Below are 24001 nucleotides of genomic sequence, written 5' to 3'. Positions count from 1 at the left end.
CGACTTTCCGCTCAGGCCGTGCCGACAGGCGGAAGCTGTTCGAGCAGGGAGCGCGCATTGTCCAGGATCTCCGACGGTCCGTCGGCGCCCAGCGCAAAGACGAGGCGGTCGTCGGTCCGCCGCACCTGCCCGGTCCACAGACGCTCCAGCGCGGCTTCGCGCACGGCACGGCAGGGCGTGTCGTTCAGGGTCAGCGACACACCGGAAGGGCCGGCGGCCAGGGCGGCGACGCCCAGCCGCCGGCAGCGCGCGCGGAGTGCGGCGGCCGCCAGCAACAGCTCGGCCTCCTCCGGCAACGGCCCGAAGCGGTCCTCGATCTCTTCGCGCAACGGCTCGACCGCCGCTTCGTCGCGCAGGCGCGAGAGGCGGCGGTGCAGGCCGATGCGCAAGTCCTCTTCCGGAAGGTAGGCGGCGGGAATGGTCTGCGGCACGCCCAGGCGCAGTTCGGGGGAATCGTCCGTCTCGGCGCCGGCCAGCGCGCGGGCCAGCAGATGCTGGTACAGCTCGGTTCCGACCAAGCGCAGATGGCCACTCTGATCGGTTCCCAGCAGATCGCCCGCCCCACGCTGGTCGAGATCGAGCAAACTGAGGGCGAAGCCGCCGCCCAGGCTTTCGATCGCCTCAAGCGAGCCCAACCGCCGCTCGGTCCGCTCGTTGAGCGGCGTGTCCGGATCGGTCAGGAGATAGGCGTAGGCCTGCGCTCCTCCGCGCCCGACCCGGCCGCGGAGCTGATGGAGCTGCCCGAGCCCGAACAGGTCCGGACGGCGGATCACGATGGTGTTGGCGCGGGGAATGTCGATGCCGGTCTCTATGATGGGGGTTGAAACCAGCACGTCGACCGCTCCTTCCGCCACATCGACCATGACCTGATCGAGTTCGGCAACGGGGAGACGGCCGTGCGCGACGGCGACCGACAGACCGGGGGCAAGCGCGCGCACCTCGGCCTCCAGCGCCGGCAGGTCGGCGATCCGCGGGGCGACGCAGAAGCTCTGTCCGCCCCGCGCCTTTTCGCGCATCAAGGCGGACCGCAGAACCAAGGGGTCATAGGGGGCGACCCGCGTGCGCACCGGGCGGCGGCGCACCGGCGGGGTGTCGATGACGCTGACTCCCCGCAGCCCCGCCAGCGCCCCCTGCAGCGTCCGCGGAACCGGCGTGGCGCTGAGCGCCAGACAGTGGACGCCGGCCGAAAGCCGGGCCAATGCCCGCTTCTGCACGGTGCCGAAGCGCTGCTCCTCGTCGACGACGACCAACGCCAAGTCGGCGAAGCGCACCGTCTTCGACAAGAGAGCGTGAGTGCCGACCGCGATCGCCACCGATCCGTCGGCGAGGCCTTCGCGCACGGCTTTTGCGGCCGACGCCGCCATGCCGCCGGTCAAGGGCTCAATGCGCAGGCCCAAACCAGCCAGCCGCCGTCGGAACACCTCCAAGTGCTGGCGGGCGAGCACACTGGTCGGAGCAAGAACGGCAACCTGCCGGCCGGTGGAAGCGACCGCCGCCGCGGCGCGCAACGCCACCTCGGTCTTGCCATAGCCGACGTCGGCGCAGACCAGATGGTCCATGGGCCGCCCGCTGGCGAGTTCGGCCATCACGGCGCTGATGGCGCGCCGCTGGCCCGCGGTCTCCTCGTAGGGGAAGCGGGCGGCCACGCGCCGCATCGGTCCGGCCGGCGGCGCGATCACGGGGGCTTCCGTGCGGGCCCGGCGCTCGGCTTGGCGCAGGAGGCTTTTCGCGGTTCGGCCGATCTCGCGCTCCAACTCCGCGCGGCGGGTGATCCAATTTCCGCCCTTCAGCCCATCGAGCGCCACCCGGGCGTCGGTGCTGCCGTAGCGCCACACGCGGTCGAGGTCGGCCGCCGGCACCAGGAGCCGGTTCTCGCGGGCATACTCCATCACCAAGACGTCTTCCGGCTGGCCTCCGGCCTCAACTGTTTCGAGCCCGCGCACCGCACCGATCCCGTAGTCGAGATGGACCGCGAGATCGTCGCACGACAGGTCGACGGGTGCCAGCGGGGCGACCGGGCCGGCTCCGCCTTCCGGACGGGGGCGTTGGGCGAGCACCGTAACCCCGTCGAACGTGAAGCCTGCGGCGACCCGAAGCACCAGGGCTGCCGGCGTCACGGGAGGCCCATCCACCGGCCACCGGTTGAGCACCGGCACCGGCCGGCCGGCCGCCACCGCCACCCGCTCCGCCATTCTGGCCGCGTCGGCGGCGTTCGCGGCGGCGATGATCACGGATTCACCCGCGACAATCCTTTCTCCGGCGAGGCGGGGGAGGGTGCGTTCGGACACCGCCGGCGCCTCGCTGGACAAGGCTTGCCCATCGGGCTCCAGGGTCAGAACCGCGCGTCCCCGCAACGCCATCTCCCACGCGTTGCGGTCGAGGTGCATGGCGGATGCGTCGGCTTCCTCCAGATCGTCGAAGCGCGCCTCCAGCCGGTCGCCAACCCCCTCGTCAATGACGATGGGACTGTCGGCAAGAAGCTCAAGCACGCCCGGTAAGCGGTCGTAGGCCAGGGGCAGCAGGCGCTCGAAAGCGTAGGGGCGCCGTCCGGCGGCGAGTTCCTCCGCGAGCCCTGCGGCCGTCGGGTCCCTGCGGCTCTCCAGCCCTCGGATCAACCGTGCGACGATCTCCGGTACCGCCGGGATTTCGGTCACCGGATGAACGGTGATCCGGTCGCAGTCGCCCGTCGAGCGCTGGCTTGCCGGATCGAAGGTCCTTAGCCGAGCGACCCGGCCATCAACGATGTCGCAGCGGATGGGACGGTCGGCGTCGCCCGCAAAGATCTCCACCACGGAACCGCGAAATGCGGCCTCCCCCGGTTCGTCGATCCGCTCGTCGAGGATGTAGCCGCCGGCGATCAGGCGCCTGCGCCAAGTCTCCTCGTCATAGGGTGTGTCCGTCTCGATGACCAGCGCGACGTCGGGCCAGGCATCGGGGGGCGGAAGACGCTGCAGCGCCGCCTCGACGGTCGCCAGAACCAGCCGCCCGGCGCCTTTGACCGGTCGGGACAAGGCGGCGACGGCAGCGGCGCGTTGCCCAAGCACGGCCCGCGATGGCTGGTCCCGCTCGCCAGGGGGAACGTCCCAACCTGGAACAAGCACGACATCAAGGTCCGGCGCGGCGTCCCGGATCGCCCTGGCGAGCCGGACAGCCCGGGTGTCGCTGCGGGTCACGACCAAGGGCGCCGCCTGTGAACAGGCGGCGCATCGGGCAAGCTCAATTGCCAATGCGCCTTCGGCCGGGGCGGCGCAGGTCATTGACCGGTCCAAGCGGAAAGCGGCGCGGTCGAATTGCATCAGAGATGCAGCATCAGGCATGGCACACTGCGTCAGGGGAAACAGGGACAGTGGGCTCTTAACAGCCGGACGCCCGTTCATTCCCAACAGAGTGGGCAAATTCGTCGAATGTTCCGTGCGAAAGGGGGCGGTATGTCGTCGGCGGGGACGGCTGAGACCTGGCCCTTGCGCGTTATGACCATGACCTCGTAGCGCGCAATGATGGGCGCGCTGTGCGGAAGCTCCGGAATCCGAGCCCCGGCTGGACCAGCCGTTCGACCCGCCGATGGTCCTGCTCGACCATGTTGTTCAAACACTTGCATTGGCGCAGCTTGGCGAAGCGCCACAGCTCGCCGTGCCCGCGCTCCGCCGACAGGATCACCTCCGCCGTGAATTGCCGGCCCTTGAAAGGGCTCCTGCCACCGCGCATCACTCCGCCGCCCCACTTGCCGTAACGCGCGCGATCCTAACCCGACCCCGTGCGGGGCCCCAAATGTGTGACGGAACCGCTAGGTGTCCACGTTACCGCCATCATTTCTTCACGAGGGGGCAATCGCTTTGTGACAGTGGCCGAAAGGCCTCCTCCGCGGGGATCGTGGCGCGCAGGGTGTAGTAGTCCCAGGGGTATTTGGACTCCGAGGGCTTCTTCACCTGCATCAGATACATCTCGCGCATGAAGCGGCCGTCCTCGCGCACCCAGCCGTCCTTCACGAACACGTCGTTGATCCGCGTGCTCTTCAGCTTTTCCATGACCGGGCCGGCCTCGTCGGTGCCCGCGGCCTCGATGGCCTTCAGGTAGGCGAGCGTCGAGGAGTAGACGCCGGCCTGGCCCATGTTCGGCATGATCTTCACCCGCTCGTGGAAACGCCGGGAGAAGGCGCGGGTCTCGTCGTCGCGGTCCCAGTAGAAGGCGGTGGTCAGGTACATCCCCTGCGTCGCCTCCAGCCCGAGGGCGTGGACGTCGGTGTCGAACAGCAGGAGGCCGGCGAGCTGCTGGCCGCTCTGGGTCAGGCCGAATTCTGAGGCGGCCTTGATGGCGTTGCGCGCGTCCATCCCGGTGGTGGCGAGGCCGACGATCTTGGCCCCCGACGCCTGCGCCTGCGTCACATAGGAGGCGAAGTCCAGATTGTTCAACGGGAAGCGCACCGCGCCCAGGACCTTGCCGCCGTTCTCCTGAACGATTTTCGCCGTGTTCTCCTCCAGCCCATGGCCGAAGGCGAAATCGACGGTGAGGAAGTACCAGGTGTCGCCGCCCTGCTTGATCGTTTGCGCCCCGGTGCCCTTGGCCAGCGCGTAGGCGTCGTAGGCGTAGTGGATGGTGTTGGGCGTGCATTTGTCGCCGGTCAGGCGGGTGACGGACGGGCCGTTGAAGATGGCGACGCGGTCTTTGTCGCGGACGATGTCCGCCACCGCCAGCGCCAGACCGGAATTCGCCACGTCCTGGATGAGGTCGACGTTCTGCGCGTCGATCCACTCGCGCACGATGGCCGAGCCCACATCCACCTTGTTCTGGTGGTCGGCCGTCAGCACCTCGACAGGCTTGCCCAGCACCGTGCCGCCGAAATCCTCCACCGCCATCTGCGCGGCGGCGACGGAGCCGCGGCCGCTCTGGTCTGAGAAGGCCCCGGACAGGTCGGTGATCACCCCGATCCGGACGACGTCGTTCGAGATCTTCGCACCCTGCTGCGCCGCCGCCGGCAGCATGGTGGCCAGCAGCAGCGCGGTCCCGGACAGCAGCGCGGTGCTCAACTGACGCTTCATCGTTTCCTCCCTGTTTTCCGTCGTCCCGGCGAGCCTTCACCGAAACCCGTTGCCATACCGTCCCGCCCCATGGTCGATTCCACAACGGCGCGTGATCCGGGGCATGGGTAAAATGGGGAAAAACGGTCGGTTCGACGTACAAATTACCTCCACGCTTGATCCCCATGCCGAACAGGCGGAAGGTGCAGGGGAACGGCTGTTCTGTCCGGCCTTCGGCGGGAATCCGGTGGACTGCGCCGAGTATCTGGCTCTGCTTCCCGTCCAGGACAGCAACGGGCGGCTGCTCGCCGCCTTGGCTGAATTGCCGGACGGCGTGCCGGAGGGTGTGTGCGTCGGCGTGCTGGCCGTCGACCCCTTCCGGCCGGTGGGGCCGTTCCTGAAGACCCTGCGCCGGTTCGGGGTGCGCGCGGTTGCAAATTTCCCCACCACCGCGCTGTTCGACGGGGAAACCGGCGAGACGCTGCGCGGCGTCGGGCTCGGTGCGGAGCGGGAAGTGTCGTTCCTGGAGCAGGCCGCCCATGCGGGATTCGCCGTCACCGGCTTTACCGCCGACGCGGACATCGGCCGTCGCCTGCGGACGGCGGGTGCGGGGCGCCTCGTCGTGCATCCGGGTGCCGCGACCGGCGATGCCTCACGCGACGCCGAGGCGGTCGCGAACGCTGCGGCGGTCGTCGCCGAACTGCGCGGAGAGGGCGGCGGCCCCGTCCTCCTCTATCGGCCGGCCGGCTTCGAGGATTATCATGACCTCATGAGGCGGGCGGCCGACGGGCTGGTGATTCCGCCCGGCGCCGGTCACTCCAACAGGCCGTAGTGGCGCATCTTGTTGTAGAGCGTCTTGCGCGACAGGCCGAGGAAGCGGGCCGTCTCCCCCCGGCGGAAGCGGTGCCGCCGCAGGCCGTCGAGGATCCAGTCCCGTTCCGACTGTTTGGGCGACCGGTCTCCCGGCGCGTCGGGGCGTGGGCGGCCCGTGCGCTTGCCGTCCAGGGAGGGCAGGGCTTCCGCCTCGATGACATCGCCGCTGCCGTCCAGCGCCTGTTCGACCACGGCGCGCAGCTCGCGGAGATTGCCCGGCCAGTCATGGGCGATGAGCAGCCGGAACGCCCGCGGCGACAGGCGCACGGGACCCGCCGATGGGCGCAGCGCCGCCGCGAAATGCTCGACCAGCAGCGGAATGTCGTCCAGCCGCTCGCTCAGCGGTGGCAGGTCGATGGCGCGTCGGGCGAGGCGGCGGGCCAAGTCGGGCACGAGCGTCCCCGCACCGGTCGCGGCCTCCAGACCCGCCGTTCCGATCAGTATGATCCGCGCGTTGGAGCGCAGGCTGTCCTGGCCGCCCTGACGGCGGAAGCTGCCACGCTCCAGGAAGGCGGCAAGCTCGGCCTGCGTGCCGGGCGCCAGTCCTTCCGCGTTCTCGATCACCAGCGTCGTCCCGTTGGCGGCCTCGACCCAGCCGAGGCGGCGGCGTCCGCCGTCCGCCGGCTCCGCCCCGAACAGCCACCCGCCGTCCAGATGGCGGGCATCGACGGTCATCGGCGGACGCTGGCGCTGCGGCCCGCGCCCGTGCAGCAGAGTGGCCACCAGCGAGCGCCCGCTGCCGTCCGGTCCGGCGACCCACACCGGCCCGCCGTCGGGGCCGAGATGCTCCAGCCGCGCCCGCGCCTCCACCAGCGCGTCGGTGCGGCCAACCAGCCCCATCCCCTGGCCGGTCTGGTCGAGGCGCCGTTCCAGCCGGTCGATGCGCCGCTGCAGGGTGGAGACCAGCTTGAAGGCGGCGGTCATCTCCTCCATCGAGCTTTCCGAGGGCAGGCGGTCGATGGTCGAGCCGCCGATGTAGCCGTCGGCGCGCGCCTCGCGGCAGGCCTCGTGCATCTCCTGCGGGGTGGTGATCGGCCCGCCCTCGATCACGCACAGCGCGCCGGGGTCGGCGGTGCGGATCGCCTTGATATGGCCGCGGGCGCGGTTGCCGACCTGCAGCACCGACTCCCCGCTGGGCACGCCCACGGCGCCGCCGGCGTTCCAGCCGATGTTGAAGCAGTAGACGTCCACCCCCGCCCGGGCGAGCGCCAGCGCCTCCTCCCGGCGGCGGAAATAGCCGACGGTCGCCAGCCCGGCGGCCCGCGCGGCTTCCAGCAGGCGGACCTCCCGCGCGAAGCCCAGGCCGGTGCGCTCCAGCGCCTCGCGGAAGCGCCCGTCGACATGAGACACGGTCGGGAAATTCACCACCCCGGCGAATCCCCAACCGCGCAGCCGCTCCATGAGAGGAGAAAACTCCTCCTCCGCGAGGCCCCAGGCGCAGGCGCCGAAGAAGACCGGAATCGGTGTCGCGTCCACGATCTCCGAGCAGGCGAAGTCGGCGACGAAGGCGTTGCTGTCGCGCAGCGCCAGCATGGTGGCGATGGATGATGCTCCCATGGTGCGGAAGCGTCCCGCGGCCAGCGCCAGCAGGAAATCGGCGCCGCCGCGCGCCGCCGCGCGGGCGGCGAGGCCGGTGCCGATGGCGGCGCCGACCAGCAGCGTGTGCCGGCCCGCGCAAGCCCGCCGCAGCTCGTCCAGCAGTTGAGTCCGGTCATGGGTCATGCGAACCACTATACCCAATATTACCCGCTCTACCGCAAGGCTCCGGTTGGCACCCCCGGCGGGCGGCCTACACTTCCGGAAAAGACGAAGGGAGGAGGCCCAGCCATGGCGGATGCGGAGCGAAGCGCGGCGACGGTCTATGTCGTCGGCTGTTACGACACCAAGGGAATCGAGTTGGACTATGTGCGGGGGCTGATCGCGGCGGAGGGGCTGCGCACGGTGACGGTCGATGTGGGCACCCGCCCGCCGGCCGTCCCGGCCGACGTCCCGGCGCGGGACGTCGCCTCCTGCCACCCCGACGGGGCGGAAGCGGTGCTGGGCACCGACGATCGCGGGCTGGCCGTGTCGCGCATGGCCGACGCCTTCCGGCGCTTCGTCGAACAGCGCACCGACGTCGCCGGCATGATCGGCCTGGGCGGCTCCGGCGGCACGGCGATCATCGCGCCGGGTATGCGGGTGCTTCCCGTGGGAACACCCAAGCTGATCGTGTCCACCGTCGCGTCGGGCAACGTGGCGTCCTACGTCGGCGAGACGGACCTCTGCATGATGGCCTCGGTCACCGACGTCGCCGGGCTGAACCGGATTTCGCGCCGCGTGCTGGGCAACGCCGCCCACGCGATGGCCGGCATGGTGGCGCGCGTGATCCCCGAGACGGACACCAAGCCGGCGCTGGGCCTCACCATGTTCGGCGTGACGACGCCCTGCGTCACGCAGGTGTCCCAGGCGCTCGACCCCGCCTACGACTGTCTGGTCTTCCACGCCACCGGCACCGGCGGGCGGGCGATGGAGAAGCTCGTCGCCTCGGGCCTGCTGGCGGGCGTGCTGGACGTGACGACCACCGAGGTCTGCGACCTGCTGATGGGCGGCGTCTTCAGCGCCGGGGAGGAGCGGCTGGACGCCATCGCGCGGGCCGGCATCCCCTATGTCGGGTCCTGCGGGGCGCTGGACATGGTGAATTTTGGCCCGCGCGACAGCGTGCCCGACCGCTACCGCGACCGGCTGTTCTATGTGCACAACCCGCAGGTCACGCTGATGCGCACCACGGCGGACGAGAACCGGGCGATGGGCGCCTGGATCGGCCGCAAGCTGAACGCCTTCACCGGGCCGGTGCGCTTCCTCATCCCCGAAGGGGGCGTGTCGGTCCTCGACGCGCCGGGCCAGCCCTTCCACGATCCCCAGGCGGACGCCGCGCTGTTCGACGCGCTGGAGCGCACCGTCGAGCAGACGGACGCGCGCCGGCTGATCCGCCTTCCCCACAACATCAACGACCCCGCCTTCGCCGCCGCGCTCGTCCAGGCCTTCCGGGACATCGCCGCGACCGGCCACGGCACGACGCCATAAGGAGCCTTCGACGATGCCCCGCATTCCCCGTCAACAAATCCTCAACCGGTTCCGCGGCATGATCGCCCGCGGCGAACCCATCGTCGGCGGCGGCGCCGGAACCGGCCTGTCCGCCAAATGCGAGGAGGCGGGCGGGATCGACCTGATCGTCATCTACAACTCCGGCCGCTACCGTATGGCCGGGCGCGGCTCGCTGGCCGGGCTGCTCGCCTACGGCAACGCCAACGAGATCGTCGTCGACATGGCGCGCGAGGTGCTGCCGGTGGTGCGGCACACCCCGGTGCTGGCCGGCGTCAACGGCACCGATCCCTTCATGATCCAGGACCAGTTCCTGCGGCGGCTGGCCGATCTGGGCTTCTCCGGCGTGCAGAACTTCCCGACCGTCGGGCTGATCGACGGCGTGTTCCGGGCCAACCTGGAGGAGACCGGCATGGGCTACGGGCTGGAGGTGGACATGATCCGCGCCGCTCATGAGCTGGATCTGCTGACCACGCCCTACGTCTTCTCGGAAGGCGAGGCGGTCGCGATGGCCGAGGCCGGGGCCGACGTCATCGTCTGCCACCTCGGCCTGACCACCGGCGGCAGCATCGGGGCGGAGACGGCGCTGTCGCTGAAGGACTGCGTGCCGAGGATCGACGCCTGGGCGGAGGCGGCCCTGCGGGTGCGCAAGGACGTGATCGTGCTGTGCCACGGTGGCCCGATCGCCACGCCGGAGGACGCCTCTTTCGTCCTCGGCGCGTGCGCCGTCTGTCATGGCTTCTATGGGGCGTCCAGCATGGAACGCCTGCCAACGGAAACCGCGCTGACCGAACAGACGCGCCGCTTCAAGGCCATCACCAAGCAACGCTGAGGGGGGAAAAGCATGGCACGGGTCTATGTCAGCGCCGTCATCGACGCGCCCGTCGGGGTGGTCTGGGACAAGGCGCGGGATTTCAACGGCCACCACGCCTGGCATCCCATCATCGCGGACAGCCACATCGAGGACGGGCTGCGCAGCGACACGGTCGGCTGTGTCCGCAACTTCGGGCTCACGCCCGGCGGTCGGCTGCGCGAACAGCTGGTGTCCTTCAGCGACCGCGAGCGCTCCTACACCTACACGATCCTCGAATCCCCGCTGCCGCTCACCGACTACGTTGCGACCTTCCGCCTGACCGAGGTGACGGAGGGCAACCGCACCTTCGGCGAATGGTGGGCCGACTTCGAGTGCCGGCCCGAGGACCTGCCCACGCTGCGCGAGCAGGTCGGCCGGAACACCTTCGCCGCCGGCTTCCAGGCCCTGGCGGACCTGTGCCGCGCCGGTGTCGGAGCGCCTGCCGCAACTCCGGCACCGCCTTGAACAGGTCGGCGACGAGGCGGTGGTCAGCGCCCTGGAAGATCGGCGCCTCCTCGTCCTTCTTACCGGTGAGGGGCCATCGCAAAGCGGGGGGCCATCATACCGACCGCCGGAATGGTTGGTGAGCGTGTGGTTCGGCGGCGGTGTGGTCGAAGGTGAGCGAGCCGTTCACCGGCGTCGGCGCACGGGGGGCTCATGCCCGCAAATGGATGCCGCCTCACCGGCAGGCTTTCGCGCCGTCGCGATGATGCGGCGTGAAGGGTGTTCTGACAGGAAGGGAGGAATCACCATGAAGCCCCAGCGGTCCGCACCCCTGCCCTCGTCACCCTTCGCGCGCCCCGACGGGTCCTGCCTCGGTCGCCTTCCGGACGGGCAGGAGGACGAGCCCGTGCCCGCCGCGCCAGCGGAACCCGAGGACAACCCCGTTCCGCCCACCGAGCCGATGAATCCGGCTTGATTCGGTTCGGAACATCGACGCACGTTGGCCACTACCGACCCGCCGCTGAGTGTCCGTCCCAAGCCCGCGGCGATGATGCGCGTTCATCCACGCCGCCAAGCGCCTCTTCCCCAGGGCGGTAAGCCCGTGCAAGGGCGACGTCCTGTGACGGCGTGAGCACGGCGTCCACGGCGCTGAGCAGTGCGGTCTCTTCCTTCTGAATGTGCAGAACGAGGCCGTCGATCAACTGATGCCCGAAATGGCGGAAAGCCGGCCAGCTTTCCTCATCGAACCCCTCACGCAGAGCCAAGGCACACAGCCGGGCGATGCGGCGGACGAGCGGGCGCAGAGCTTCATGGTCGGTCGACAGGTCGGCCGTCATCTCGTAAGCGCCGGCGGCGGCGATGGGGGGGAAGAGGCACTGCTCTTCCAGGAGGAAATGCCGTTCGAGGTCCTGGCCCAGCTCCTTGCCGAGGGTGGCGAGCAGACCGCGACCGTCCGCGTCGAGATGCGGAATGTCGTCCTCCATGCGCTCAAGATAGGCTTCGAACGCGTTCAAAAGGTCGATGGTCCGGTGATGATCGTCGTGCAGGAGTTGGCCGGTCTTGCTGTCGGTGTGCATGTTCGAAGTCTTTGGAAAGGAGGTCACGCGTCGGGTCGGCCATTCCAGGCGGCAAGGCTGACCAGTCGAGGGTCGCCGGCGTGGTCCACCAGCATGCGCCGGACCCGTTCCTGCCATAGGGTGCGGAACTGTGGCGCTTCGTCCGGGGATGCCGCGTGGGACAAAAGGCGCCGCAGAAGGCCGGGCATCGCCGGATCGACCGGCACGACGCTGATGTCGAGCGTCGCTTGCACGCCCGCTCCCGTGTCGGTGCGGACGAAGGCCATCGTCCCCTGAATGCCGCCCCCGAAGGACAGGAGGTTCCGGCGGTCGAAGAGTCCAGCGATGCCCTTGAAGCCGGTGCTCTCCGTCGCTCCGGTCAGCAGCGTGGCGACGCTTGCCATCACGCCCGCCACGCCTTCGTCGGCGGCCTCCCGGACAGACACCGCAACGGCCCCGCGCTTGGGCATCTCGTCGGGGTACAGACGCTCCAGTGACCGTACGGTCATCAGGTAAGCGCCCGCGACGGTCGGGCAGGAATGGCCGGCCAGCCGCACCGCATCGGCGTAGCCGTACTCAAGCAGGCCGTCCTCGGCCGCGCCGAGGAACGCGCTGAGCGGATCGCACACGACGAGCCGCGGCGCCGCATCATAAAAGGATGGAAAGGTCATGACCGGATCATGCCACGATGATGCGAAGGCTTCTTTGTCCTCGCGCAAACGGCACGGCCAAGCACCGCCGGCATGCGGGAAATACCCAACGGAGGAAGGCAGGGGCCCGCCCCTTACCTTCCCCGTGCGCATCCCACCGGGGTGGGATCAATGCTTCATTTCGCCGAGCTGCTTGCGGGAGTCGCCGCTCTTGTCGAGGATGATGCTGTCGTCCGCCTTTCCATCGACTTCCAGAATGCCGATGAGCCCTTTGGTGGCACGGCTCAGAGCGTGGTCGACCAGGGCGTACTTGCCCGGGTAGTCGACCTTGAACTCCACCATCGTCGCTCCGCCGGGCGCCACCGTGACCGTCTGCACGTTTTTCAGCGGAGGCGTGTCGAGGGCACCGAGGTTGTGGACGCGATCGAAGATCTCGCCGATGACATGGAACGACGAGGTGAAGTTCGGCCCGCCGACACCGAACCAGATGCGCACGGTTTCGCCCACACTGGCCTTCAGCGGTTTGTCCTTCACCAGCCCACCCACGGCGCCGTTGAACACCAGATAGCCGGGCTTCTCGTTCACCAAGCCGTCATAGTCGTCTTCCGCCGCCGGCAGGTTCTTCGCCTTGGTGGCGTAGATCTCCTGCTGCATCACATAGAATTCCTTGTCGACCTTCGGCAGGCCGCCTTCGGGTTCCACCACGATCAGGCCGAACATGCCCTTGGCGATGTGCTGGGCGACCATCGGCGTGGCGCAGTGATAGACGTAGACGCCCGGCGCCATCGCCTTGAACGAGAATTCCTTGGTCTGGCCCGGCTCCGCCTGGGTGATCTGTCCGCCGCCAAGGAAACCGGTGGCCGCGTGGAAATCAATGGAATGGTTCATGATCGATCCGGGCGCGTTCGTCATGGACACGTTCACCGTGTCGCCGACACGGACGCGGACCATCGGGCCGGGGACCTTGTTGTTGAATGTCCAGTAGGTGTAGGTCGTGCCGTCATCCAGCCTGGCTTCGACCTCGGTCGTGGTCAACACGACGTTGTGGGTCTTGGGCGCGCGCTTGCCCGCCGCTTCCGGCGCCGGGACCGCCGCGGGGTCCTGGACGATGTCGACCGCCGGCTCCTTGACCTTCGGCTCGGCGTACAGAGTGGTGGCCGATGCGGCGCCGATCCCCGACAGGGCGATGAGGGCGGCGGCGCTGACGGTGGCGAGGAAGGTCTTGGCTTTCATGATGCAATCCAGGGCGAGTGTTGCGTCTGAAGCCAATGTCCCGGACTTCGCGTCCCAATTACTTGACGGCCGTCAAGAATTTGAAGAAATGACAGCGTTTTGATTGTTCGTATTTTTCCTATTTTTATCGCAATTTCAATAGATTTCCCACGGAATGAGGAAGTGACAAGGGTGTATGGCTTGCAAAGAGGTGCAAAACACCACGTCCCGCCGGCCGCCGCAGCCTGGGCGGTGTCCAACCCAGCGAATTGCGATGTCTCCGTTTTTCTGGACAGTTTTGCGGCTTTGCTATGGCGGATTTCAATCCGCTGTGGACCGCGACGGCGGTCCCGGCCGCACATGCGGGCGAAGCCCGCCGGCGAATGATCCGTGCGTCGGCGGAGGTGGCCATCGTAAACCTCGTCGCCGTGGTCTCTCCGGTGAATCACACCGCACGGTCCTCCGGGAACCGCCGCGTGAGTCGCACTGCGCAGGGCTTGGTATCACTCAGGGTGGAGGGGTTTCAGGGAAACAGGTCACTGAGACGGACGCTTTGTCCGTGGTTCATCCGGTGGGTGCCGGGGTCAGCCCCCTATCCGCGGCACCGGTTCGGTCTCGACCGTCGCTTGACCGCGCGAAGCGTCCGTGATCATGCGAACGACATCATCCACCTCCGCGCAGGGAATTCGGATCTGGAGAAGCACGCCGTCGGGCGTGAAGCCGATGGTTTCGGCAAGCGCCGCGGGGAAGGCGCCAAGTCCCGCCCTGATCCTGGCCTCGTCGGCGAAGGCGCAGGTGACGGACAGGGTGGCGAAGGCGATGATCGGCTGGCGTTCGGCGGCGTGCAGACAGGCCGCCGCGGTGCCGCCGTAGGCGCGCATCAACCCGCCCGCACCGAGAAGAACGCCGCCGAACCAGCGGCTGACCACCACCGCCACCCGATCCAGGTTCTGGCCGTCTATGGCCTGAAGGATCGGGCGCCCCGCCGTTCCCCCGGGTTCGCCATCATCGTTGGACCGGTAAAGGTCGCCGATCCGGAAGGCCCAGCAATTGTGACCGGCATCCCGCTGGCTGAGCGCGGCGATGAACTCACGGGCGTCTTCCTCGGTGCTGACCGGCCCCGCCGAGGCAAGGAAGCGGCTTTTCTTGATGTCCTGCTCGAACCGCTCGTTCTTCTTAAGAGTGAACATTGCCTTTTGCCGCCATCGTTCCCGCACAGCCAAGAGGCCGACGCTTCCATGTGCCGATGGAACGTAGTCGTGCGATGGGGAAATTGCGACAACGCCGCAGCGATACCGGCAACGACACGCGCAATGGACAATGGCTCAGCCGTAGCGCTGCTCCAGCCAGCCGACCGCGAAAGTGGTGATGGTGGCCGCCTCGACTATTGTGCCGGGTGCCTCCCCAACGGTCCCCTGCAGGCCGTGCCCGGTCGCGAGAAAGTCCATGACGATGGTGGCGAAATAGGCCTCATCCGGGCCAGGCACGACCGGAAGCGATGTCTGGAACTCTTCGACCATCCGCCATCGGGTGCCCGCCGCCGTGGCGAACGGCACCTCGCAGCGGCGGATGCGCTTACGCGGAACACGCGCGAGATGCTCGGCGTGGTGGAGCAGGGTCATGGTGTCGAGCGGCGCGCCCACCATCAGGACCTTGCCCCCCGCGTCCACCAGCTTGGCCAGTGGCGAGCCGGGGCCGTACCCGTAGTCCAGCGGATGGTCGGCCGTCAGCCAGTCCGCCCCCGCGCCGATTGCGGCCACGGACGCACCCGGATTGCCGCTCCGTCGGGCGCCCGGCCAAGTGCGGATGAATTCGGCCAGCACACCGTTCTCCCGTGCCGCTCGTGATGCGGCTGGATGGAAGGGCGGCACATGGGCCCGCCATTCTTCGGCGACGCGGCCGTTCCCATCCAGAAGCTCATCATAGCGGGCGTCCCAATCCGTGTAGGCGAGGATCGTGCCATCCGGTCCCGAAGCATCAAGCAGGGCTCCGATCAAGGCATCCGGCCCGTTCAGAAGCGCTCCAACCCGGCTCATCGCCGCATGGACCATCACGATGTCTCCCGGGCCGACGCCCAGGCGTTCGACATCCTCGCGCAACGAGGCCCGCGTGCGGAAGGAAGGGATGTTCAACATGTCGTACCCGCATTTGCAGTGCCCGATCGGCTTGCGCCCACGCCGCCGCCTATGCGCGCTCCTGTGCCTCCATGGCCTTCAACGTGCGGTCGCGGGTGGCGATCAAATGATCGCGCATCGCTGCGGCCGCTCCCTCGGCGTCCTTGGCGCGCAGAGCCTTGCAGATGGCGACATGCTCCTCCAGCGAGGGATCGAAGGCGTTCGGCACCTTCTCGATCACCGCGTTCCGGCACCAGGCCACCGAATCCCGAAGCGTCGCCATGATGCGGGCCAGCCGCTGGTTGGGGCAGTGGGCCAGCACGAAGTCGTGGATGACCTCGTCCACCTCCTGCAGGCGAGCCTGCCGTTCCGCCTCCGGGGCGGGGCGGCCGGCGGCGATGTAGGCTTCGGTCATCGCCTCCACCTCCGCCTCCGGAGCGTGGGGGGTGGCCAGCTCCGTCACCAGCGGCTCCAGGGCGATGCGGAGCTGGAACACCTCCATCAGGGCGTTGCGGTCGATCTCCGCCACGAAGATGCCGCGCCGCGGGTAGATGTGGACCAGCCCGTCCGCCTCCAGCCGCTTGGCGGCGTCGCGCAGCGGCGTGATGCTGATGTTCCACAGCGCCTTGTACTGGTCCAGCATCAGCCGCGATCCCGGCGCCAGCCGGCCGGAGATGATCTCGCTCCGCAGCCGCTGGGTGACCTGCTCGCCGATGGAGGCCGTGTCGAGGGGACCGTTGCCGTCGAGCATGGAAGACCGTTCCTCAGTGAATCGCCGCAGACGGAGGCGCCGCGTCAGGTCCGACATTTTAACACCGCGCCTCCACCGCCTTCAAACCCGCCTTCACATCCTTGGGGCATCGGAGGCCGTCACCGCGCCGTGAACCAGGCGAGCGGCGCCATCACCAGCTCCGGGAAGAGCACCAGCAGGAACAGCACGGCGGTCTGCGCCAGCAGGAAAGGGCCGACGCCCTTCATCAGGTTCGACATCGACATGCGCCCGACGCCGCAGACCACGTTCAGCACCGTGCCGACCGGCGGGGTGATCAGGCCGATGGCGTTGTTCATGATAAAGAGGACACCGAAATAGACCGGGTCGATGCCCGCCTGTTTGATGATCGGCATCAGCACCGGGACCATCAGCAGGATGGTCGGCGCGAAGTCCAGCGCGGTGCCGACGATCAGAACGATGATCATCAGCGCGACCATCAGCAGAAGCCGGTTGTCCATCACCGGGGCCAGCAAATCGGCGAGCTGGGCCGGGATGTTTGACGCGGTGATCAGCCAAGCGGAGATGCCCGCCGCCGCCACCAGGAACATCACCACCGCCGTCGTCTTCGCCGCCGACAGCATCAGCCCGTACAGGTCGGCGATCTTCAGTTCGCGGTAGATGACCAGCCCGACGAACATGGCGTAGACCGCGGCGACCACCGCCGCCTCGGTCGGCGTGAAGACGCCGGTCTTCAGCCCGCCGATGATGACCACCGGAAGCAGCATCGCCCAGAAGGCGTCGGCGGTCAGCCGCAGCCGCTCGCGCAGCGGCACCTTGGGCGGCGTGGTCAGGATCTCGCGGCGGGCCAGCCACCACCAGGTGACCAGAAGCGCCGCTCCCATCATGATTCCCGGCACGATGCCGGCCAGGAACAGCTTGGTGATGGAGACCTGCCCGGCGACGCCGTACAGGATCATGCCGATCGACGGCGGAATCACCGGCGCGATGATGCCCCCGGCCGCGATCAGTCCGCCGGAGCGGTGGATGTCGTAGCCCGCCTGCCGCATCATCGGCAGCAGGATGGAGGCGAGCGCCGCCGTGTCCGCCACCGCCGAGCCGGACAGCGAGGCCATCAGGATCGCCGCGAACACCGCGACGAAGCCCAGCCCGCCGCGCAGGTGGCCGACCCAGGCCATCGCCATGGCGATGATGCGCCGCGACATGCCGCCGGCGTTCATGAATTCGCCGGCCAGCATGAAGAAGGGCACGGCCAGCAGCGGGAAGCTGTTGGCGCCGTCCCACATGCTCTGCACGACGATCTGGGGGTCGAGCATCCCCATGAAGGCCATCAGGGCGAGGCCGGAGACGATCAGCGCGAAGGCGATGGGAAGCCCCAGCGCTATCGCGCCCAGCAGGCTGCCGACGAAGATGAAGATGGTCACGGCGCCGTTTCCTTCAGCGTGTGCGGGCCTTTCAGCCGGTTCGGGTCCACCTCGCCCATGCCCTCCTCCTCGACCTGGATCAGCTCGTCGTCGCCGACCTTGCCGAGCGCCAGCCGGACGAGGTTCAGGATGCACATCAGCCCGATCACCCCGCCGGTCAGGTAGGTGACGCCGAAGACCCAGATCATCGACAGGCCGGTCACCGGGGCGTGGTTCGTCGCGTTCAGATCGTGCTGGAGCAGCGTGCCCTGGACGATGACCGCGCAGCAGACCAGCATGACGATCTGGTTGATCGCCCAGCAGACCTTCTTGCCGGCGCGCGGCAGCAGGCGGACCAGGGCGTCCACGCCAAAGTGCGACCCTTCACGGAAGCCGATCACGGCGCCGATGAAGGTCATCCACACGAACAGGAAACGCGGAAGCTCCTCCGACACGTCGATGCCGCTGTTGAAGACGGCGCGCAGCACGACGTTGCCGAACACCATGACCAGCATCGCCGCGATGCACACCACCAGGATGCCGTCGAGGATTCTGAAGAAGAGGGTGCCGTTCCACATCACGGATCTCCGGCGGGACGTCTCCAACCCGGTCACGCGCTGCGCGACCGCACGGTGTAGCGGGCGAGCTGGTCGGGATCGACCTCCACGCCCAGCCCCGGCCCGCCGGGCACGGCGAGGCACCCGTCCACCAGCGTGAAGTTGTCGATCAGCAGGTCGTCGCGCAGCGGGTTGTGGGTGCGGTCGAACTCCACCATCGGCTCGTTCTGCAACGGCACGCCGAGCGCCGTGTAGGGAACCAGCGGCGCCGTCGCCAGCGCCTGGAGCGCCGCGGCGAGCGCGATGCCGGACCCCCAGATGTGCGGGACGGTCATCACACCGTGGGCGGTGGTCAGCGCCAGGATCTTCTGCCATTCGGTGAAGCCGCCGGCGCAGCACAGGTCCGGCTGGGCGATGTCGATGCAGCCCTCGGCCAGCAGCTCGCGGAAGCCGAAGCGGGTGTATTCGCACTCGCCGCCCGCGATGGGCACGTCGATGGAATCGCGCACGCGGCGGTAGCCCTGGCGGTCCTCCGGCGGCACCGGCTCCTCGAACCAGCGGACGTCGAAGCGCTCCAGCGCCCGCCCGATCCGGATGGCGCCCGCCGTGTTGTAGGCGTGGTTGGCGTCGACCATGATCAGGGTGTCCGGCCCCAGCACGTCGCGGACCAGCGCCACCCGCTCGATGTCCTGGACGATCGGCAGCAGGCCGATCTTGATCTTGATCGCCGGCAGCCCGGCCTCGCGGTAGCGCTGCGCCTCCTCGGCCAGCGCCGCCATCATGCGCGGCGTGTCGCGGAAATAGTCCGGGTAGTAGCAGCCGGTGCCGTAGGCCGCGACCTTGTCGCGGAAGGCGCCGCCCATCAGCGCGTGCACCGGCCGGTTCAGCGACTTGCCCCACAGGTCCCACAGCGCGATGTCGATGGCGCTCAGCGCCTCGATGTAGGTGCCCTTCTGGCCGAAGTCGCGGCAGAAGGAATAGAGATCCTCGAAGACCCGCACCGGCTGGTCGGCGCGGCGGCCGATCAGCCGGGGGGCCAGCACGTCGATGATGCAGCTTTCCGGCGGTTCCGCCGGGCCGTACTGCCCGCCCTCGCCCCAGCCAACCAGACCGTCGTCGGTGGTGATGCGGACCAGCAGGCTGTTGCGCTCCGGAAACGCCGCCTGGGAGGAATAGAAGGTCTTCGCGTTCAGCGGAGTCTTCAGGATGAAGGTGTCGATCTTTTTGATGAGCATCGGGGTTCCCACGGGGAGATCGGGCGTCGGGCGGGCGCACGGCTCCACGGGCGGACTCGTGGCCCGCCCGTGAGTCACTGGGCGCGCGTTACGGGTTGGCCTTGCGGAGCTGGCCGAGTTCGGATTGCAGCAGGGTCATCGTCTCGGCCCCGATGGCCGCGGCGTGCTTCTCGTAGACCGGCGCCACCTTCTGGAGCATGCGCTTGCGCTCCTCGGCGGACAGCTCGTTCACCTGCATGCCGAGGTCCTTCAGGCGGGCCAGCGACTTCTCCGACTGCTCGCGGTTCACCCGGCGCTCCTCGGTGCGGGCCACCGCGGCGCAGGACTGGAGGATGTCCCGCTCGGCGGACGACAGGCCGTCCCAGATCTTCTTGGAGTAGAGGATCACCGCCGGCGTGTAGGCGTGGTTGGTGACCGACAGGTACTTCTGCGCCTCGTAGAACTTGCCGGTCTCGATGTTGGCGTAGGGGTTCTCCTGCCCGTCGACCGCGCGGGTCTCCAGCGCCGTGAACAGCTCGCTGAAGGCCATCGGGACGGCGTTGGCGCCCAGCGTGGAGAAGGTGTCCATGAACACCGGATTCTGCATCACGCGGATCTTGGTGCCGCCCAGATCCTCCCATTTCTGGATGGGCCGGCGGGAGTTGGTGAGGTTGCGGAACCCGTTCTCCCAATAGGCGAGATTGACCAGCCCGACGCCCTGGAGCTTTTCGGACAGTTGCTGGCCGACGGCGCCGTCGAGGATGCGGTCGGCCTCCGCCTCGTTCTCGAACAGGAAGGGCAGGTCGAAGACGCCCATGGCCGGCACCAGAGAGGCGAGCGGCGAGGTGGAGGCGACCACCATGTCCAGCGAGCCGCCGCGCACGAGCTGCACGGCCTGCATGTCGCTGCCCAGCGCGGCGTTCCAGAAGCTCTGGATCTTCATCTTGCCGCCGGACTTGTCGGCCGCGCAGGCGGTCAGCGCCGACACCCCGGCCGCGAAGGGGTGGTCCTGAGCGACGGCGGCCGAGAGGCGCATGGTGCGCTCCGCGGTCTGCGCCGTGGACGGGACGGCGGCGAACAGCGCCGCCACGGCGACCGTCAGGACGATGGGCAGTTTCTCGACGTTCATAGGGGCGTTCCTCCGATCCGCATTGTTCAGGAGACCGGTTCTGTGCCGGCCCCGAAAGGTTGGTGACGCGCACAATGCCTGATGCATCAGGCATTATCAAGGTCATTAGCGTGCGAAGCTAATCCGTCGCGTCGCGGACGGGTGAGCCGCCGGAGGCGGGCATCGGGGCAGGGGCACCCTTGCGTTTTGCTGGGTCTGGGTCGCCGGACACTGTTCAAAGCCGAAGCGGCGCGCCGACGTCGGAAAGTGGACGCGCCGCATCGGCGGACCCGCGCCGTCCGGCTCGGTTGGCTGGAATCACGACGGCGTGTCGCCCGTCGACGGGCGTGCGGATCGCTCAACGTCCGACAAGGACGCGCGCGGCGCGTGCGGACCGTGCTGTTGACCCGGCGCAATCGCCCGCCGGGGAGCCCGGCGGCACAGCGGCCTGTGTCCGGGGGCCCCGATGTCTAAAGTTCGCACCCCGTTTCCATGCCGGTCCGCGGTGGCCGCAGCGGGAACGGGTGCGCCGCCCCTCAGGGTGTCTAGAAGGTGGGCGGAGAGTTGAGCCACAGGACCGCGGCTGGAACGGTCCCCGGATTGGCGTAGCCGTGAGGAATCTCGGACGCGAAGAACGCGGCATCGCCCGCGCCCATCCGGGTGGTCTCGTCGCCCAGGATCAGGTCGATCTCACCCGACAGCACATAGACGAACTCCTCGCCCGGATGGGTGATGCAGCCGTCGGAACGTCCCCCGACGGCCACATGATGGATGTTCACCTGAAAGGAACTGCCCGGGGCGAGCACGGACAGCGCTTCGAGCTGCACGCCGTCCCGCCCGCGCAGCAGGCCGTCGGACAGGATGGGGCGATCTCCGTTGCGAACGATGATCGCCGGCTGGGCCCGCTCGGTCGGCAGCAGGTTTCCGATGTTGGTGTCGAGCGCCGTGGCGATCCTGTGCAGCGTGTTGAGCGATGGCCGGGCCTTGCCCTTCTCGATCTTCGACAGCAGCGCCACCGAGCAGTCGCAGCTTTTCGCCAGGCTCGACAGGGTCATCTTGCGCGCCACGCGCAGCTCATGGAGCCGTCTGCCAAAATTTTCGGACAGAAATTCGTCCTGCATCATCCCCGACTTTCACGCTACGCGCACTTTTTCCCGAAAACCGTGCCGAAACACACCCGCGCAGTCTTCGAAGGCCGCCATCCTATCGTCCCGGACCAACCTCCGCCACAGCGATGGGGTGCCGGGAGGGTCCGTTCACAGGCTCTCGGCGCAGGCGAAAACGGCCTGTGCGAGCACATGGGCGCCCAGCACGATGTCTTCCGCCCGCGTGTCCTCCACCGGCGTGTGGCTCCGCCCGCCGATGCTCGGCACGAACAGCATCGTGGTGGGGACGCTCCGCGCCAGCACCATCGCGTCGTGGATCGCGCCGCTCGGCAATGGCATCGACCGGGCGCCGCGGGCCGCGGCGGCGTCGGCAACCAATCCCCGAAGCGTGGGGTCCAGCGACACCGGCGCCAGACGCCCGGCCTCCTCCAGCGAAACCCGCACACCCTCCTGGCCGTCGAACTCGTCGACCAGCATCGCCAGCGCGGCGCTCAAGCCGTCCAGCGCCACCGGGTCGAGGTCGCGGAACTCGAGCAGAAGCTCCCCCCGCTCGACGACGACGTTCACGGCGCCGGGCTGGAGCGACACCTTGCCCAGGTTCCACACGCTGTCCGTCGAACCGGCTTGGCGGAAACGGTGGTGGCAGGCGTCGGCGAAGCGGTAGAGCAGGCGGGCGGCGTCGCGGCGCAGCGCGATCGGCGTCGTGCCCGCATGGTCGGCGCGGCCGTCGAACCGCACGGCGTAGCGGCGCATGCCGAAGATGCCGGTGACCACGCCGATGGGGAGGCCGGCCGCCTCCAGCCGCGGCCCCTGCTCGATGTGGGCTTCGAAGAAGGCGCGGTGCCGTTGCGGGTCGAGACGGAGCGGCGGGGCGGTGCCCATACCGGTGGTGTCCAGACCGGCGCTGGCCGCCTCCTCGGCGAAACCGGCCGGCAGACCGGGGAGGTCGCCGCAGAAGGAGCGGCTGCCCAGGCAGCTCAGGAAGCGTCCCTCCTCGTCGGAGAAGTCGATCAGGTCGATGCCGACCGGCGCGCCGGGGTGGGCTTCCATCCAGGCGCGGGCGATCTCCAGCCCATAGGCGAGGCCGAGCGTGCCGTCCAGCCAGCCCCCGGTCGGCACGCTGTCGGAATGGGAACCGATCAGCACCGACCGGCCGGCGCCGGGCGCCGCGCCATACAGGTTGCCCACCGCGTCGATGGTCGCCTTGAGGCCGATCCTTTCCATTTCGCCGGCCAGCCAGCGGCGGGCCGCCAGGTCCGCCGGTGAGAGCGCGGGCCGGCAGACGCCGGACCCCACCGCGCCGAATCCCGCCAGGGTCCGCAGGGTCGCCAGAACGGCGTCGCCATTGACGTTGAGCATCGATCGGAAATCCCCGCGCCTCCGCCGCCGACGGACGGGGCGCTTCGCAAAGTTCGTAGGAAGGGAAACGGTGGAGAAGAGGGCGGGGAGCGGGCGTCCGCTCCCCGCCGCCGGGTCCGTCAGGTCCCGGTCTGGCCGGCCTTGCGCATGGCGAGGCCCGCCAGGAAATAGGTCACCGCGTAGACGATGACCCGGTACATGATCGCCGAACCGGGCGGGATGCACAGGAAGGACAGCCCGTCGCAGCCGCGCTTGCCGACCTCGTGCGCGATGCGGATCGCCTCGTAGTCGGTCATGCCGATCGGCTCGGCCAGCTCGCCCAGCACGTCGCCCTCGGTCGGTCCGGCGCCGCCCAGCACGTCCATGTCGAAATGGGCGTAAACGCCGGCCGTGCCGTCGTAGGCGTGGCGCAGGTTGTCGATCACGCCCTGGATGCCCAGCTCCGTCCGGATCTTCCACATCGGCATGAAGCAGGCGCCGTTGCGGAGGTAGTGGCGGACGATGTCCGGATTCTCCAGCATGCCGCGCTCGCCGATCTCGACCAGATTGCGGATGGCGTAGCTGGGGCAGTCGCGGAACAGCTTGTCCTTCCAGTTGGTCGAGCCGGCGACGTAGTCGTTCATGGTGGCCCAGTCGTAGGGCCAGCAGTCCCAATGGGTGTCGAGGCTGATCATGCCGACCGGCCCCTTCACATGCTCGGCCACCGGCCGGCCGATGGCGTAGGAGGCGCAGGGCGAGTTCTGGCCGATGACGATCGGCACCGCGCCGGCGGCCAGCGCCGCCTTGACCTTGCGCTCGACGCCCTCCTGGGCTTCCAGGATGCGCTCGACCGTGCCCTCGTAGCTGGCTTCGAGGGGGATGTCGACGTCGCCGTAATCGACGACCTTCAGATGCTCGAAGATGTCGAGGTCGAAGTCCTGCACGTAGCCGCCGCGGTAGCGGATCGACTGCTGGCGGACGCGGACGGTGGCGGCCAGCCATTCGGCCTTGTCGACGCCGCTGTACTTGGTTCCCCAGCCGGCGGCGAAGGGCGCGCCGATGATGACGGCGTCGGCGCCGGCCAGATCCTCGTCCCGGATGGCGTAGGGAACGCCGAGGAAGGTCGGCATGTCCGCCTTGATGCGGGGAAAGTGGGTCGTGCGCCAGGTTTTGCCGGCCAGGGTATCCTGCCAGCTCGGGTATTGCGGCATGGACGCAGATGTCCTCTTCGGGGGTTTTTCAGGTCGA

At 68.7% G+C, this 24001-nt stretch carries 20 protein-coding genes and 1 pseudogene; 4 read left to right on the top strand and 17 right to left on the bottom strand.

Going from position 1 to position 24001, the window contains the following annotated elements; all coding sequences use genetic code 11:
* Positions 1-11: 11 nt before the first annotated feature.
* Together D3869_RS25160 and D3869_RS25155 are read right to left on the bottom strand one after the other, a co-directional pair.
* Positions 12-3296, bottom strand: coding sequence for a DEAD/DEAH box helicase (locus tag D3869_RS25160; RefSeq protein WP_175426603.1), 3285 nt, complete (start codon positions 3294-3296; stop codon positions 12-14).
* Positions 3297-3806: 510 nt separating this feature from the next.
* Entirely contained in the window at positions 3807-5036 is a 1230-nt protein-coding gene (locus tag D3869_RS25155) for an ABC transporter substrate-binding protein (protein WP_175426602.1), read from the bottom strand.
* Between the two features lie 91 nt (positions 5037-5127).
* Here D3869_RS25155 and D3869_RS25150 point away from each other — a divergent pair, with 91 nt between their 5' ends.
* Positions 5128-5847 carry a phosphoenolpyruvate hydrolase family protein gene (locus D3869_RS25150; RefSeq protein WP_137142487.1) on the top strand — a complete coding sequence of 240 codons (720 nt, stop codon included), beginning with the start codon at positions 5128-5130 and terminating at the stop codon, positions 5845-5847.
* Here the strand turns inward: D3869_RS25150 and D3869_RS25145 are convergent.
* Entirely contained in the window at positions 5829-7610 is a 1782-nt protein-coding gene (locus D3869_RS25145) for a phosphoenolpyruvate hydrolase family protein (protein WP_137142486.1), read from the bottom strand. The two genes, D3869_RS25150 and D3869_RS25145, sit on opposite strands and share 19 nt — an antisense overlap.
* Before the next feature lie 105 nt (positions 7611-7715).
* Between D3869_RS25145 and D3869_RS25140 the strand changes: the two genes are divergently transcribed.
* The 3 genes from D3869_RS25140 to D3869_RS25130 are packed head-to-tail and all read left to right on the top strand — an operon-like array spanning position 7716 to position 10287.
* Entirely contained in the window at positions 7716-8951 is a 1236-nt protein-coding gene (locus D3869_RS25140; protein WP_137142485.1) for a Tm-1-like ATP-binding domain-containing protein, read from the top strand.
* 13 nt (positions 8952-8964) lie between these two features.
* On the top strand, positions 8965-9801 hold the full coding sequence (locus tag D3869_RS25135; protein WP_137142484.1) for a phosphoenolpyruvate hydrolase family protein: 837 nt from the start codon (positions 8965-8967) through the stop codon (positions 9799-9801).
* A 12-nt stretch (positions 9802-9813) separates the two neighbouring features.
* Entirely contained in the window at positions 9814-10287 is a 474-nt protein-coding gene (locus D3869_RS25130; protein ID WP_137142483.1) for an SRPBCC family protein, read from the top strand.
* Here the strand turns inward: D3869_RS25130 and D3869_RS34075 are convergent.
* The 14 genes and pseudogenes from D3869_RS34075 to D3869_RS25060 form a co-directional block, all read right to left on the bottom strand.
* Positions 10256-10345: pseudogene (locus D3869_RS34075) on the bottom strand (electron transfer flavoprotein subunit alpha); the annotation flags it as partial. The gene D3869_RS25130 and the pseudogene D3869_RS34075 sit on opposite strands and share 32 nt — an antisense overlap.
* A gap of 427 nt (positions 10346-10772) precedes the next feature.
* A complete protein-coding gene (locus D3869_RS25125) occupies positions 10773-11342 on the bottom strand; it encodes a hemerythrin domain-containing protein (protein ID WP_137142482.1) in 570 nt (189 codons plus the stop codon).
* A gap of 23 nt (positions 11343-11365) precedes the next feature.
* Positions 11366-11992, bottom strand: a complete 627-nt coding sequence (locus tag D3869_RS25120; RefSeq protein ID WP_137142481.1) for a hypothetical protein — start codon at positions 11990-11992, stop codon at positions 11366-11368.
* Positions 11993-12139: 147 nt separating this feature from the next.
* Positions 12140-13204: a copper-containing nitrite reductase gene (nirK, locus tag D3869_RS25115; protein ID WP_137142480.1), complete on the bottom strand. Its 1065-nt coding sequence runs from the start codon at positions 13202-13204 to the stop codon at positions 12140-12142.
* Positions 13205-13767: 563 nt separating this feature from the next.
* The gene (locus D3869_RS25105; RefSeq protein ID WP_137142478.1) at positions 13768-14373 is read right to left on the bottom strand and encodes an IMPACT family protein; all 606 of its coding nucleotides are present in this window, start codon (positions 14371-14373) and stop codon (positions 13768-13770) included.
* A gap of 135 nt (positions 14374-14508) precedes the next feature.
* Positions 14509-15318, bottom strand: coding sequence for an aminoglycoside 3-N-acetyltransferase (gene aac(3) / locus D3869_RS25100; RefSeq protein WP_137142477.1), 810 nt, complete (start codon positions 15316-15318; stop codon positions 14509-14511).
* Between the two features lie 49 nt (positions 15319-15367).
* Positions 15368-16048 (bottom strand): GntR family transcriptional regulator, encoded by a 681-nt coding sequence (locus D3869_RS25095; RefSeq protein WP_137142476.1) that lies wholly within the window; start codon positions 16046-16048, stop codon positions 15368-15370.
* A 119-nt stretch (positions 16049-16167) separates the two neighbouring features.
* Positions 16168-17451: a TRAP transporter large permease gene (locus D3869_RS25090; RefSeq protein ID WP_137142475.1), complete on the bottom strand. Its 1284-nt coding sequence runs from the start codon at positions 17449-17451 to the stop codon at positions 16168-16170.
* A complete protein-coding gene (locus D3869_RS25085; protein ID WP_137142474.1) occupies positions 17448-18008 on the bottom strand; it encodes a TRAP transporter small permease in 561 nt (186 codons plus the stop codon). The genes D3869_RS25090 and D3869_RS25085 overlap by 4 nt, the downstream gene beginning before the upstream one ends.
* Positions 18009-18040: 32 nt before the next feature.
* The gene (locus tag D3869_RS25080; RefSeq protein ID WP_137142473.1) at positions 18041-19222 is read right to left on the bottom strand and encodes a mandelate racemase/muconate lactonizing enzyme family protein; all 1182 of its coding nucleotides are present in this window, start codon (positions 19220-19222) and stop codon (positions 18041-18043) included.
* Between the two features lie 88 nt (positions 19223-19310).
* Positions 19311-20330, bottom strand: coding sequence for a TRAP transporter substrate-binding protein (locus D3869_RS25075; protein ID WP_137142472.1), 1020 nt, complete (start codon positions 20328-20330; stop codon positions 19311-19313).
* A gap of 524 nt (positions 20331-20854) precedes the next feature.
* On the bottom strand, positions 20855-21430 hold the full coding sequence (locus tag D3869_RS25070; RefSeq protein WP_282190190.1) for a helix-turn-helix domain-containing protein: 576 nt from the start codon (positions 21428-21430) through the stop codon (positions 20855-20857).
* 135 nt (positions 21431-21565) lie between these two features.
* The gene (locus D3869_RS25065) at positions 21566-22774 is read right to left on the bottom strand and encodes a hydantoinase/carbamoylase family amidase (protein WP_137142470.1); all 1209 of its coding nucleotides are present in this window, start codon (positions 22772-22774) and stop codon (positions 21566-21568) included.
* A 119-nt stretch (positions 22775-22893) separates the two neighbouring features.
* The gene (locus D3869_RS25060; RefSeq protein ID WP_137142469.1) at positions 22894-23964 is read right to left on the bottom strand and encodes an arginase family protein; all 1071 of its coding nucleotides are present in this window, start codon (positions 23962-23964) and stop codon (positions 22894-22896) included.
* Positions 23965-24001: the final 37 nt, after the last annotated feature.

This window comes from Azospirillum brasilense (assembly GCF_005222205.1).
Taxonomy (GTDB): Bacteria; Pseudomonadota; Alphaproteobacteria; order Azospirillales; family Azospirillaceae; genus Azospirillum; species Azospirillum brasilense_G.
The sequence above is the reverse complement of the archived record's forward strand: the minus strand, read 5'-3'. Positions and strand labels throughout refer to the sequence as shown.

Coding starts and splice junctions, on each gene's coding strand:
- D3869_RS25160 (WP_175426603.1), bottom strand. CDS start 3,296: ATGCAATTCGACCGCGCCGCTTTCCGCTTGGACCGGTCAATGACCTGC.
- D3869_RS25155 (WP_175426602.1), bottom strand. CDS start 5,036: ATGAAGCGTCAGTTGAGCACCGCGCTGCTGTCCGGGACCGCGCTGCTG.
- D3869_RS25145 (WP_137142486.1), bottom strand. CDS start 7,610: ATGACCCATGACCGGACTCAACTGCTGGACGAGCTGCGGCGGGCTTGC.
- D3869_RS25140 (WP_137142485.1), top strand. CDS start 7,716: ATGGCGGATGCGGAGCGAAGCGCGGCGACGGTCTATGTCGTCGGCTGT.
- D3869_RS25135 (WP_137142484.1), top strand. CDS start 8,965: ATGCCCCGCATTCCCCGTCAACAAATCCTCAACCGGTTCCGCGGCATG.
- D3869_RS25130 (WP_137142483.1), top strand. CDS start 9,814: ATGGCACGGGTCTATGTCAGCGCCGTCATCGACGCGCCCGTCGGGGTG.
- D3869_RS25125 (WP_137142482.1), bottom strand. CDS start 11,342: ATGCACACCGACAGCAAGACCGGCCAACTCCTGCACGACGATCATCAC.
- D3869_RS25120 (WP_137142481.1), bottom strand. CDS start 11,992: ATGACCTTTCCATCCTTTTATGATGCGGCGCCGCGGCTCGTCGTGTGC.
- nirK (WP_137142480.1), bottom strand. CDS start 13,204: ATGAAAGCCAAGACCTTCCTCGCCACCGTCAGCGCCGCCGCCCTCATC.
- D3869_RS25105 (WP_137142478.1), bottom strand. CDS start 14,373: ATGTTCACTCTTAAGAAGAACGAGCGGTTCGAGCAGGACATCAAGAAA.
- D3869_RS25095 (WP_137142476.1), bottom strand. CDS start 16,048: ATGCTCGACGGCAACGGTCCCCTCGACACGGCCTCCATCGGCGAGCAG.
- D3869_RS25085 (WP_137142474.1), bottom strand. CDS start 18,008: ATGTGGAACGGCACCCTCTTCTTCAGAATCCTCGACGGCATCCTGGTG.
- D3869_RS25080 (WP_137142473.1), bottom strand. CDS start 19,222: ATGCTCATCAAAAAGATCGACACCTTCATCCTGAAGACTCCGCTGAAC.
- D3869_RS25075 (WP_137142472.1), bottom strand. CDS start 20,330: ATGAACGTCGAGAAACTGCCCATCGTCCTGACGGTCGCCGTGGCGGCG.
- D3869_RS25070 (WP_282190190.1), bottom strand. CDS start 21,430: ATGCAGGACGAATTTCTGTCCGAAAATTTTGGCAGACGGCTCCATGAG.
- D3869_RS25065 (WP_137142470.1), bottom strand. CDS start 22,774: ATGCTCAACGTCAATGGCGACGCCGTTCTGGCGACCCTGCGGACCCTG.
- D3869_RS25060 (WP_137142469.1), bottom strand. CDS start 23,964: ATGCCGCAATACCCGAGCTGGCAGGATACCCTGGCCGGCAAAACCTGG.